This is a genomic window from Alkalinema pantanalense CENA528 (assembly GCF_050753345.1).
GTDB lineage: Bacteria > Cyanobacteriota > Cyanobacteriia > Leptolyngbyales > Leptolyngbyaceae > Alkalinema > Alkalinema pantanalense.
Genome location: NZ_JBLZFX010000001.1, coordinates 96977 through 109770, shown reverse-complemented (window position 1 = coordinate 109770; position 12794 = coordinate 96977). Strand labels below are relative to the sequence as shown.

The window sequence follows — 12794 nt, the reverse complement described above, 5'->3', positions numbered from 1 at the left end:
GTTAAACCTGACAACAATGGCTTGTTCTTTTGGTTCCTATGTCACCCTGTCCTAACCAACCGAACCCCAAAATTTCGGCAATTATCTGCACCCATAACCGCGATCGCTATTTAGGTAAAGCGATCGAAAGCTTGCTCCAGCAAACCTGTGCAGCCTTCGAACTGATTGTGGTGGATAACGCTTCCACCGATCACACAAGGTCAGTGGTAGAGGGATATATAGCCGATCCTCGCATCCAGTATGTGTATGAACCCCGAGTTGGGCTGTCGATCGCCCGCAATACTGGAGCTCAAGTAGCACAGGCCGAAATTTTGGCTTACCTCGATGATGATGCGATCGCTAGCCCAGAATGGCTACAAATCCTCGTGGATGCCTATGCGGAAGATCCTAAGCTAGCGATCGCGGGAGGCAAAGTCACGTTGCTCTGGACGGATGGGCTGACTCCACCGTCCTGGCTTTCAGCCGGGTTAGCTGGCAATTTAGGAGCCTATGACTTGGGCGATCGGGTTGTTGAGATTCAGACCCCAGGACTTACCCCGCGCGGCCTTAATTATTCTCTGCGTCGCGGCTTCCTTGACCAAGTGGGGGGCTTTGACCTCAATCTGGGACGGGTGGGTAAAAATTTGCTCTCCAATGAAGAATTACACATGACTAATCTCGCCCTGCAAACTGGCTGGCGAGTGGCTTACTTACCCACTGCGATCGTGGCTCACCATGTGGCCCCTGAGCGAGTTCAGCGACGTTGGTTTCTAGAACGGGGGTGGTGGCAGGGGATTAGCGAATGCTACCGAGAGCAGTTAGTCGGAGAAGCGGGACTGGCGCAACTACTGCGGGGCAGCGAGCGACTACTGCGCGGTTGCTATAAAGCGATCAAATTTTGGCGGAAACCGGCAGAATCCTTTGAAAATTGGGTATATAGCTATGGACAAATTGGCTACCTTGGTAAAGCTTGTCAAGGTTTGTTCGCAACTCCTTCCCTCGCGCACGGCAGCAAGAAATCTGTCGATTAAAAATTTGTACATTAAACTCAGCTAATAAACCGCCCGTTAACCGTCTGCCCAAGAATTGCCACTGGATCGATAGTTAGACAATTCCAAATTGAAACAATTCCAAATTGAAACAGTTCCAAATTTAGACAGTTCTAAATTTAGAGAACTCCAACCCTAATTTTTCGTCAAATTCCTTGCCAAATCCCGTTCCCTTGTCATTGCCTGTCAACCTCCTGTTAAATCAATCGTCACATCCGCTGTCACATTTGCTATGACTGCAATCCAAGCCAATCCTATGTCGGCAACGGATCAGCTCTCCGAATTTCGGCAACTGATCTATACGGCGTATCACCAGGGAGCAACGGCACTCTATATCCAAATTGGCCGATCACCGTTCTACCGTCTCCATGGCAAGCTCATGCCCCAGGGACAATTGCCGATCGTCACGCCAGAACGCTTTAGCCAATATGTTCAGGATCTCCTGCCCCTGGATTTAGTACAGATTTATCGCACTCAGCAAAAATTAGACACGCTGCTGACCCTTCCAGGGTTTTTGACGGCTCGGATTAACTGCGGTCCCACCACTCAAGGTATCCAATCTCTCAGCATTAGCAACATTCAACTGGAAACGGTATCTGATAATCGACTCACCACAATTCTAAGCCTGGTTCAGGATGCCTACCAGCAAAGGGCTTCGGACATTCATTTGCAAGTGGGGGAGGTACCCCGTTTTCGGGTTCAAGGCCAAATTCAGCCTCAACCCAGTTATGGTGTGATTACTGCTCGCCAATTTGAAACGTTTTTAGAGGAAGTGCTGTCACCGGAGCAGCGCACGTTTTTCCATCAGCATTGGGAACTGGATACCGCGATTTATTACCCAAACCTCGTGCGTTGTCGGTTGAACTGTGCCCAGTCAATCATGGGTGGGGTCATGGTGTTACGGTTGATTTCCCTCAATGTGCCCACGATCGCCGATCTCGACTTGCCTGAAATCCTAGGTCGCCTTGCCGAAGAACGTCAGGGATTAGTCCTAGTGACGGGGCCGGTGAATACAGGGAAATCAACGACTTTGGCGGCAATGCTACGCCATGTCAATGATGCCTTCTGCCGCAAAATCGTCACGATCGAAGACCCGATCGAATATATCCACACCTCCAATCAATCGCTGATTACGCAACGGGAAGTGGGGCTGCATACCCACGAATTTAAGGAAGCTCTGCGATCGGCCCTGCGGCAGGATCCGGATATTTTGCTCATTGGTGAAATGCGCGATCGGGAAACGGTGGATACTGCGATTCGTGCTGCACTGACCGGGCACTTGGTGTTGGGGACTCTGCATACTAAGGGTACCGTTAATGCCCTCAAGCGAATCCTTAATTTCTACACGCCGGAAGAACAAGAAACTGTCCGCCACCAGATTGTTGAAGCGATGCAAGCGGTGATTTCCCAAGTACTCGTGCCGACTCCATCGGGGGGACGGATTGCGGCGTTGGAAGTCATGCTCAATACGGAAACCATTCGAGATTATCTGCAAAAGGGCGATCTAGACGCGGTTAGTCGAGTGATGGAAGAGGGGAAAGACGGCGCACAAACCCTCAACCAGGCGCTCTATGACCTCCACTATCAAGGCCAAATTACGGAGGAAGAGGCTTTGGCCGCATCGATGAACCCCGATGACCTGCACTACATGCTGAAAAATGTGACTCGTCGATCGAGTCGATCGGGTCTACACAGCAAGGATTACCGTGAGCAAATTTTGAGCTAAAGAGCCCCGAAAGACAGAATCTTGGCTTCAAAATCCTACCGAATAGAAAATTTTTGGATCCAAAAACATCCAAATTGTTAAGTTTTACACCAATTTCACTCAATCATTAAGTTTTTGAAAAATACGGAATTGTCCGCCTAGAATTGTAAACATATATTACGAATATCTTGAATATTCAAGGTGCTTCGTGTTTTAGCTTTATGTTTCCCTGTTCTTTTTATTCGTCTTGCCTGGGTGATTCAGAAGTCTGAGAGGTTTAACCTATCTACTTTCCAAGCCTATGGAACCGAGACAATTTACAAACCGTTATATTGTTTTGATGAAGTTTATCTAACTTTACATATGGGTACTATAATCAAGTAGGTAATTATTCTCATCACGGTTACTAAACCATACTCGTTCGTAAGTTTGATTCGCAAAGATAGCTAGTAAACCCCTGTGGGATGCGTGGATGGTCAGCGCCTCACTTATGAGACTCCGATCCGGTCACAGTCCTGCAACGTTTGCAAACCCACCCAAACAGTGAGTTTGATCTCTCCAAAGTTGATGACTTTTCTTTGCGGATTGAATCTCTGGGTTAGGTTCATCCCGGTGATAGCCCACTGTCCATTTCACTGATGATTCTCTACAGGTTCTCGTCGTGAACACTGCATTTCCTTGGCTCAGCGCCATTATCCTATTGCCGATCGTGGCGTCGCTTCTCATCCCGTTTCTGCCCGACAAAGAAGGCAAAACCGTCCGTTCCTATGCCCTGGGTGTGGGTCTGACCAATTTTGCACTCATCATCTACGCCCTTTGGCAGCACTACGACTTCACTCAGTCCGCCTATCAACTCGTTGAAAATTATTCCTGGATTCCCCAACTGGGGCTGAATTGGTCCTTAGCGATCGATGGTATTTCGATGCCGCTGGTGGTTCTGACGGGATTGGTTACGACTCTCTCTATTCTGGCCGGGTGGCAGGTGAAGGAAAAGCCCCGGCTTTTTTATTTTCTGATGCTGCTAATGTACAGCGCCCAAATTGGGGTGTTCTGTGCCCAGGATTTGTTGCAGTTCTTCTGCATTTGGGAACTGGAACTGGTTCCGGTTTATATCTTAATTGCTGTTTGGGGGGGGGCCAAGCGTCGATACGCTGCCACCAAGTTTATTCTCTATACCGCGATCGCGTCGATTTTTATCCTGGTTGCTGGGCTGGCCATGGCCTTTTATGGCGGCAATGTCACCTTTAATTTGACGGAACTGGGCCTGAAGGATTACAAACTAGGATTTGAACTCTTAGTTTATGCGGGATTACTGGTTGCCTACGGTGTCAAGCTCTCTGTATTCCCCCTCCACACGTGGTTGCCCGATGCCCACGGAGAAGCCTCTGCACCCGTTTCGATGATTCTGGCTGGGGTGCTGCTCAAAATGGGGGGCTATGCCTTGATCCGCATGAACGTGGAAATGCTGCCCCATGCCCATGTTTACTTTGCCCCGGTGTTGGCAGTACTAGGTGTTGTCAATATTGTCTACGGTTCACTGGCTTCCTTTGCTCAACGGAATCTCAAGCGGCGGATGGCCTATTCCTCCATTTCCCACATGGGGTTTGTCTTACTTGGGGTGGCCTCTTATACGGAACTGGGCATGAGTGGAGCGGTTCTACAAATGGTGTCCCACGGGTTGATTGCTGCAGCCCTCTTCTTCCTGGCTGGGGTTACCTACGATCGAACCCATACCTTGAACTTGGATGAAATGGGCGGATTGGGCAAGAAAATGCCTTCGGCTTTTGCCCTGTTTACTACAGCTTCTATGGCGTCTTTGGCGTTGCCGGGAATGAGCGGCTTCGTTGGGGAATTAATGGTCTTCCTCGGCTTCAGCAACAGTGATATCTACAGCACGGAATTCAAAACCGTTGTGGTTGTACTGGCGGCGGTCGGTCTAATTATCACGCCGATCTATCTGCTCTCCATGCTGCGGGAAATGTTCTATGGCAAGGAAGGCAAAGCAGTGGAAGGTCAAGTCTTCTTGGATGTGAAGCCCCGTGAATTGTTTATTGCTGCCAGCTTTTTGCTACCCATCATGGGTATTGGCTTGTATCCCAAGCTAGTAACCCAAACCTATGATGTGAAAACAGTCCAAATCGCGAGCCATGCTCGGAATGCGTTGCCTACCTTAGCAGGTCAGCCGACGCAATTCCCCCAAGTTTCTATGGCTCCTGAGCTTGCTGCACCTAAGCTTGTCTCGATCGTGAAATAGATTGTTCAATCATTGCTTCCCCCAGCATCGTGCTAGCGGTTGAAACAATCCTTATAAACGCCAAGACCCCTGAAGAATCGCTTCTTTAGGGGTCTTGTTTGTTAGGAATTTGTACTTGATTGTCTAAGCCTTAAAAATCCCCACAGATCCTGAAAGTTCGTGAAATCATGTCACTATTTTGGGCAACCCCAATACAATGAGTTAGAGCATGAAAATTTTGCTGTTCACTCATTTCATCTAAATTTATGGGTATGAATATTATTGGTAGAGTGGTGGGAGGCGTCCTCATTCTGCTATCTTTTGCCTGGTTAGCCTCGCTGGCTGGAATTCGTCCTTTTCTAGGAACGAATCAAGTGCAGTCCAACAAAGCCACTCCGGTTTCAACCAATAACACCACCCCTAACCGAACTGGGGTTACCTCAGCAGTTGCGCCTGCCAACAAACAAGCCCAAGTCACCTCCACAGCGGTTGAGGCTAATCCCCGCGATGCACAGCAATCTCAACCGGGCCAAAAGCAACAGTCGGCTAATACAGGAACTTCGACGGGTACCAATGCAACTCCTGCAAATAGTGCTGGTACCAGCGCTACTGGAACTCCCAATCAACCAACAACTACAACTCCTGTTTCAGCGGGTTGGTAAGGCGATCGAGGCAATGATCATCGCAATGGCCGCGACTATAGAATCATTGGTTCTTCCGTAATAGTGTTGATGTTAGGATCGGGGCTGGCTTGATGGGTCGCCCCGATTTTTAGTTATGAAAACGACAGCGGATATTCTCATTCTAGGCGGTGGTGTGATTGGTCTCGCGATCGCGCTAGAGCTCAAGCTTCAAGGCGCTTCGGTTGCGATTCTCTGTCGTCAGTTTGAAGAAGCAGCGAGTCAGGCGGCTGCCGGAATGTTAGCCCCCCAAGCGGAGGGAATTCCGTCCGGTGCGATGCGAGAATTGTGTATTCGTAGCCGCGATCTTTATCCTGGATGGAGCCAAAAATTAGAAGCAATTTCTGGCTATGCTACGGATTATTGGCCCTGTGGCATTCTGGCTCCGGCCTATTGCCAAGCAGATTTTTCCCATGATGTGACTCAATGGCAAGCTGCCTCGATGATCCATGAACGGCAATCGCACTTAAGTGATGAAGTCATCGGTGGCTGGTGGTTTCCTGAAGATGCCCAGGTGGATAGTCGCAAGTTGGCTCGATCGCTTTGGTTAGCAGTACAGGAACTGGGCGTGACCATTTACCCAGGGGTCGCGGTGCAAGAGGTTGTGCGTCAGATCGATCGGGTTACCCATCTACGCACCAGTCATGGCGATTATCAAGCAGCGCATTATATTTTAGCCACGGGAGCCTGGAGTCAGGATTTGCTGCAGATTCCCGTCGTGCCGCGCAAAGGTCAAATGATGGCGGTACGGGTGCCTGATCCCACGCAATTACCCTTACAAACGGTATTATTTGGTTCCGAAAGCTATATTGTGCCGCGCCAGGACGGTCGAATTGTTATTGGAGCCACCAGCGAAAATGTGGGATTTCTGCCGGGGAACACCCCTGCGGGGATGCAGCAGTTGATGGGGCGGGCGACTCGACTGGTTCCCGAAATCGCGAATTATACGATCGAGGAATTTTGGTATGGCTACCGTCCTGCAACACCGGACGAGTTACCCTTCCTGGGGGCAAGTCCCTATGAAAATCTAACCTTGGCAACTGGTCATTATCGCAATGGAATTTTGCTGACGCCCATTACTGGACAAATCGTTGCAAATTGGGTCTTACATCAAGAAGCCGATGCTTTGTTACCTGCGTTCCATTGGTCGCGATTCACTGCGTAGTACACACAGGTTTGGCCGTAGTATTGCCCCGTTTTCTCGTAGTGCATCCCCACCTTGTGCAGGACTCTTTGGGAGGCTCGGTTGGCCGGTTGGGCGATCGCGCAAATGCGGTCTAACGCTAACGTTGTAAAGCCGTAGTCAAGAGTTGCCAAACTGGCTTCCGTGGCGTATCCCTGGCCCCAACAATCCTGCATAAATTTATAGCCCAACTCGATTTCCTCCGTCTCGATTTTTTCAGTCTCGATTTCCTCACTGTGCTCTAAATGCCATAGACCGCATTGCCCAATCCAGCGATTATCTGATTTACGGATTACGGCCAAAAGACTAAAGCCATACTGCTTTTGGTGATCGATCACCCATTGCAGATACTTGGTGGTGGATTGGGGCGATCGAGGCTGTCCATCCCCGACATACTGCATCACAGCTGGATCGGCAAACAGTACACAAAGCGGAATAAAATCGTCTTCCGTTAAGGGCCGCAGAATCAGGCGAGATGTTTCAATCACAGCGTGTACCGCAGATCTGAAGCTAATGCAACGGGCAATTTGATCAAAATCCCATTGCTTTTATCTGTTCCAGCAATTGAATGGCGCGATTTTCAATGGTGCAATTTTGAGGCTGCAGTCAGTGGAAGTTCTGCAAATCTTAGAAAACTCTAGTTTAAAGCCTCGATCGTTGAAGCTACAGCAGTATGATCAGATTCCTGGGTTTCCCTAAGGACTTGAGATATTTTGAATTGAGGCAGAGGCTATGCAGACTTTAGATCAGCCCATTGCATCTACAGAAGGGACGCTAACGGAAGATTGTCTGACGATCGCGGGTCGTACCTTTCGCTCCCGCTTGATGACGGGAACAGGAAAATACCGCAATTTTGAGGAAATGCGGACCAGCATTGCCGCCAGTGGCTGTGAAATCGTGACGGTGGCAGTGCGCCGAGTCCAAACCAATGCACCGGGGCATGAAGGACTGGCGGACGCGATCGACTGGCGCAAAATCTGGATGTTACCCAATACCGCAGGCTGTCAAACGGCGGAAGAGGCTATTCGAGTGGCCCGATTGGGACGGGAAATGGCAAAATTACTCGGTCAAGAAGATAATAATTTTGTCAAACTGGAAGTGATCCCCGATGGGAAATACCTGTTACCTGACCCGATCGGAACCCTGCAAGCAGCCGAACAATTGGTCAAAGAAGGTTTTGCCGTTCTGCCCTATATCAATGCAGATCCGTTGCTCGCCCAGCGCTTGGAAGAAGTTGGTTGTGCAACCGTGATGCCCTTGGGGTCTCCGATCGGTTCAGGTCAAGGTATTCGTAACCTCGCCAATATCCAAATCATCATCGAGAATGCGACGGTGCCTGTGGTGGTTGATGCGGGTATTGGAACGCCGAGTGAAGCTGCTCAAGCTATGGAACTTGGAGCCTCAGCTCTATTGATCAACACCGCGATCGCCCAGGCGGCTAATCCGGCGGCCATGGCGACGGCAATGGGATTGGCCGCTCGGGCAGGACGGCTAGCTTACCAAGCCGGTCGAATTCCTGTGAAAGCCTATGCTAGTGCAAGCTCTCCCCTCACCGGAACCATCACAGGTTGAGGGTATTACCACCGGAACAGTCGGTTTTCTCCTAGGGGCAGTTCAGAGGATGAACTGTAATCCCGCCAAGACAATCTACCAAGACAATCTACCAAGAGAACCTACTAAGAGAACTTGCCAAGACAACCTGTAGAAGTCAAATCTTGAATATTGACAAAGGTTTCTAAACTTCTATAAAGAACTGCTGAGTTTTGCAACGATCTTAGCAGGCGATTACCAACAACTTGTTACAGTTGACCGAAAGATTGAGGGTAATGCATGCCTTACGTTAAGGATGATGACGGACGTTTAAATAACTTTGCGCGCGAGCCCAAAATGTATCAGGCTGATCCCATGACAGATAGCCAAAAGCGTACCTACCTCATCTTCGGGATTGGTACGGCAGTTCTGGTGGGGGGATTGATTGCCGTCGCAGCGATCGTGTCTTAACCATTGTCGTGTTCTAAACATTATTTTCTTAAGGTAGAGATGGGGTCGCACCCGCTTTAAGGGCATCCAGTGCAGTGGATACACAGCCCCATTTCTTACACCCCATCCTCTATATCCTTTGTGTAGCTAAAGCTTTGTGTGGCTAAAGTTAACTAGGTTCCTGTTTCTTGATATGACGTACTTGATAGACGTCCTGGATGGAGATCGGGAGCCTGTTTTGTATAGGAGCAGTTTGTGGTGTGAGGGCAAAGTTTCATCCTGAGAATACATTGGGATCTCTGAACTATAGAGTATCCCGCCTCCAAAATGGATCAATCGCTTCACTCTTAGGTTATCTTGAATGCTACTCGCTGACCGCCCACCCCATTCTGATCCTTCTGTGACTGAGATTGCTCACTCCCTATCCAGCCGCAATCGACAGGTCTATGCGCGTCTTCGGATGACGTTAGGGTTACGCTTGCGTCGCCAACTGTTAATCGCGGTTTGTGATGACATGGCTTTACGCGATCGCATTTCTCTCCTCTTAGAACAAGAAGTGCGTCATGAAGCAAGCCATTGGGTCTGTGTTTCTGCCTCCTCTGAAGGCTCTGCTGCTTTGCCAGAAGATCCCTGGGCCGTTCCCATCGACCCCATTTCTTTCATTCGATTAAATCTCAAAACTGCCCATCCTGATCTACGGGGCCAAATTGCCCAGTGGTTGCTGCACCAGCCCACCAAGCCGGGTCATCCAGTCTTCCAAATTTTGGGTATTGAAAAGTTAACGCGCCAACCTGCTCATCTCCAGCGAGCCTTTTTGAATCATCTCCGGGCTTTTGGTCGTGGCTATGGAGAAACCCCCTGGAGTTTAGTCCTGTGGGTGTCCCGTCCTTGGTTGCGATCGATTCAACAATCTGCTCCGGAATTTTGGCGGTGGCATACAGGAACCTTCGAATTTGAAGGCGATCCCTTTCCTCAATTAACCGATTCGGCGGATACTGTTGCCTGTCCTCCCCCAACGACCCTTGTCACCCACCGGGCTGCTGCTGTCCTTACCCCGCCATCGCCTGCAACGACTTCACTCACTTCAGCGGAACATGAGTTGGCGGATTATGTGCTGGCTGCCGTTGTCCAAAGGGTTGAAACCGATGATCAAGAAACAGCTCCTGAAACGGTACCTGAAGCCGCGATCGACCTGCCTGGGGAGTCAGGGAATGAGGTTCTTTCTCCGCAAGATGCAAGCTTGCAACCCACCTGTTGGATTCGACAAATTGAGTATTTACAGCAGCAACAGCCATTGCGGCATGCCGAACTTGCCGCCGCCTATCGCCATTTGGGGGATTGGTACCGTGATCAAGCAGACCAAAATCCCGTGTCAGAGAATTTCGCCCTAGGGATTCAAGCCTATGGGCAGGCTTTACCCTACTTGTCGGATGCGCCGGAGACCTGCTCAGAAGTCTTGAATGATCAAGCTAATCTCTACTGGCTACTCAGTCGATCGAACCCATCTGATCCCGAACAGTCAGCAGCCCTAGCTCAAGCCATTCAAACCTACGAAGCCGCGATCGAATTAATCAATCCCGCAGAGACACCCTTGCACTATGCCATGGTGCAGAATAATCTGGGCGCAGCCTATGGGGATTTAGCGCAGTACAGCCAGCCAGCAGAGAATTTGCAGCGATCAATCTCAGCCTATATGCAGGCCATCCAGCATCGCACTGCAGACCAGGATCCCCAGCGCTACGCTGCGATTCAAAATAACTTAGGAACCACGTACTGGAGTTTAGCCCAATATCAGCAGCCCATTGTTAACCTTCAGCAAGCCATTGCTGCCTACGGTGCAGCTTTGCCGTTTTACGATCCAGAACAACAGCCGTTGCCCTATGCCATGATTCAGAACAACCTAGGCACGGCTTACTGGAATTTGTCGCAATGCGAAAACCTTAATCCCACGATTGAGCAAACTTCCCAAAATCTTCTTCAGTCAGCGATCTCGGCCTATCGGGTTGCCTTGCTCTATCGCACGCCGGATGCAGCTCCCAATGGCTATGCTGCGACCCAAAATAACCTCGGTACAGCCTACTGGCATCTAGCCAATGATCCAGCTACCCATCCAGATCATATTGTTACCTATCTCCAAGATGCGATCGTTGCTTACTTAGCGGCGTTGGATATGGTGGATATTCTGAAGCAATCCGGTGGAGGCCCCCTTAACTTCGATCCCTGGGCCACCCATCACAACTTGGCCTCGGCCTATCATCAGGCTGTGACCCAGTATCGTGCGCCTTTGGAAGCTACGGCTCGATCGGAGTATTTGTCCGCCGCCCTATACCATCACTTGCAGGCATGGACTGGATGGCAAAGCAATGTTGACCTCCAAGAAGCAGCTTTGGATGGCATTGTTCAAGTGGTGCGAACCTACCATGAACAACTCGGGTTACCTGGACAAAACGCAGCCATGTCTAAACTTCCAGCCACTTTGCTGACCAAAGTCATGCAGCAGATATAGAGCGGATCCGTTGGGAATTTTGCCACTCCAGTATAATGGCCGGATGATGTTCCCCTGCCCTTTGTCCAGGCAGCTTGTATCCCCATGGGTTGACCGATTAGCTGACTGGCCAGCCAAAATTAACTGGCTAACCAATGGGCTAACTAATCGTTTTGAAGGTCAGGAACGCCTAAGACAGGACAAGGGAAATTGGAACCTAGTTGTCGAATGAGTGGTGCTTTTGTTGATTGACACCCCACAATCAGTAGAGCTGCATCTTCTTCACTGACTACATGACGTAGCTCGTGAGCCACTTGGCCAAAGCGAAGATGGGTCTTAAGAGAGCCACGCCACTCATCTGCAAGACAGCGAGCTTGCCAAAGAATGTGATCAGCCTGCTCAAATTGATGGACACGATCGATCGGAGCTTCTAGTACCGCAACATTGCTGCTGCGTTGCCGAGAGGACTGCTCCCTAGAACGGGTCTCTCGGATAGCTGCTTCCGAAGTGCGTAGGATTTGACTACGTTTGATATCAGCCCGACTAATGGTACGCCAGTCCCCAGCCGAAGCTAGATTGGGAGCTGGCGCGTCTTCAACCACATAGACAACTTGAACGGTGACCAATTGGCTCGTGGCCAATCGCGTTTGATGGGCAATCCAAAGAGTCAGGTCAAGCGCAGCCTGACTTTTGGGAGAGTTGGAATAACCAACTACCAAGTTAATGTCTTTTCCCTCAAGACTAGACCTACGATCGGATGCCAGCAAAATCATTTGCTCTACATCCGCTTGTGTCAAAGTTCCTTGAAGGCGAGCGAGCATCGACAATATATTCACAGTTTAGACCTCTCTGAAATATTCCAACTAATGAGAGGTGGGTCGAAAGATGAGTCCTGAGTACTCCTCCCATGGCCGACGGAGTTAGCTGACGGGCTAAGACGGGAAGATGTCTCTTCCAAGAAACTTGGAATTAGCCCCAAGAATAGATGGTTCCTCCGTTCTCAGTCGTTTTCAATGGAGACTCCACCATGAATTCGACTCAAATTAGGCTACTACCCACATAGCAAACCAGCTTCAATCGCTAGTTTCGACAATCTCTACTACAAATTCAACAACGACCTACATTTCCTGAGAGTCAAATCAATTCGATCGCAAATCAACCCAGAAGTCAAATCAATACCAACTCAAACTATTTCGATCAATCTATTTCAACTAAGAGTCATCAACTGCTCATCAGTAATGACTACCCAACTTAAGACGTACACTCCCCAGCACACCTAACAGTACTTGTCACTTTAGGACAGCCCAGATTTCAAAATCTGCTACTTGTACAACAAAAGATAAATTGCACTCTCAGAGAATAAGACTTAGCTATCGTTGATCAGTATAACTTAAGTTCGCATAAACGATGGGTTTAGCACTTCTTTGTCCCTGTTGCGGAGTGAAGTGGATTGTGGCGTGAAGTGGATTGAAAATGTTGCTAGTTATTTCTACCTACTAA

The 12794-nt window shown here is 49.5% G+C and carries 10 protein-coding genes and 1 riboswitch; of the genes, 8 read left to right on the top strand and 2 right to left on the bottom strand.

Translation table 11 applies throughout. The features are described 5' to 3' along the window. Positions 1-38 precede the first annotated feature (38 nt). From ACN4EG_RS00455 to thiO, 5 genes are all read left to right on the top strand, one after another. Positions 39-1010 (top strand): glycosyltransferase family 2 protein, encoded by a 972-nt coding sequence (locus tag ACN4EG_RS00455; RefSeq protein WP_431627115.1) that lies wholly within the window; start codon positions 39-41, stop codon positions 1008-1010. 250 nt (positions 1011-1260) lie between these two features. Continuing rightward, complete coding sequence (locus ACN4EG_RS00450) at positions 1261-2754, top strand: type IV pilus twitching motility protein PilT (protein WP_431627114.1); 1494 nt, start codon at positions 1261-1263, stop codon at positions 2752-2754. A 640-nt stretch (positions 2755-3394) separates the two neighbouring features. Beyond that, on the top strand, positions 3395-4987 hold the full coding sequence (locus ACN4EG_RS00445; RefSeq protein ID WP_431627113.1) for an NAD(P)H-quinone oxidoreductase subunit 4: 1593 nt from the start codon (positions 3395-3397) through the stop codon (positions 4985-4987). A gap of 251 nt (positions 4988-5238) precedes the next feature. Further along, the gene (locus ACN4EG_RS00440) at positions 5239-5628 is read left to right on the top strand and encodes a hypothetical protein (protein WP_431627112.1); all 390 of its coding nucleotides are present in this window, start codon (positions 5239-5241) and stop codon (positions 5626-5628) included. A 115-nt stretch (positions 5629-5743) separates the two neighbouring features. Next, positions 5744-6811, top strand: coding sequence for a glycine oxidase ThiO (gene thiO, locus ACN4EG_RS00435; RefSeq protein ID WP_431627111.1), 1068 nt, complete (start codon positions 5744-5746; stop codon positions 6809-6811). Here thiO and ACN4EG_RS00430 read toward each other — a convergent pair. Then, complete coding sequence (locus ACN4EG_RS00430; RefSeq protein WP_431627110.1) at positions 6757-7317, bottom strand: GNAT family N-acetyltransferase; 561 nt, start codon at positions 7315-7317, stop codon at positions 6757-6759. The two genes, thiO and ACN4EG_RS00430, sit on opposite strands and share 55 nt — an antisense overlap. Before the next feature lie 244 nt (positions 7318-7561). On the opposite strand from ACN4EG_RS00430, the gene ACN4EG_RS00425 reads away from it, so the two are divergent. From ACN4EG_RS00425 to ACN4EG_RS00415, 3 genes are all read left to right on the top strand, one after another. Further along, positions 7562-8401, top strand: coding sequence for a thiazole synthase (locus ACN4EG_RS00425; RefSeq protein WP_431627109.1), 840 nt, complete (start codon positions 7562-7564; stop codon positions 8399-8401). Between the two features lie 258 nt (positions 8402-8659). Then, positions 8660-8830: a photosystem II assembly protein Psb34 gene (psb34, locus tag ACN4EG_RS00420; protein ID WP_431627108.1), complete on the top strand. Its 171-nt coding sequence runs from the start codon at positions 8660-8662 to the stop codon at positions 8828-8830. A 340-nt stretch (positions 8831-9170) separates the two neighbouring features. Continuing rightward, entirely contained in the window at positions 9171-11315 is a 2145-nt protein-coding gene (locus ACN4EG_RS00415; RefSeq protein WP_431627107.1) for a tetratricopeptide repeat protein, read from the top strand. A 143-nt stretch (positions 11316-11458) separates the two neighbouring features. Here the strand turns inward: ACN4EG_RS00415 and ACN4EG_RS00410 are convergent, their stop codons facing one another. After that, the gene (locus ACN4EG_RS00410; RefSeq protein ID WP_431627106.1) at positions 11459-12130 is read right to left on the bottom strand and encodes a universal stress protein; all 672 of its coding nucleotides are present in this window, start codon (positions 12128-12130) and stop codon (positions 11459-11461) included. Between the two features lie 58 nt (positions 12131-12188). Next, positions 12189-12331: riboswitch (cyclic di-AMP (ydaO/yuaA leader) on the bottom strand. Between the last annotated feature and the right edge of the window lie 463 nt (positions 12332-12794).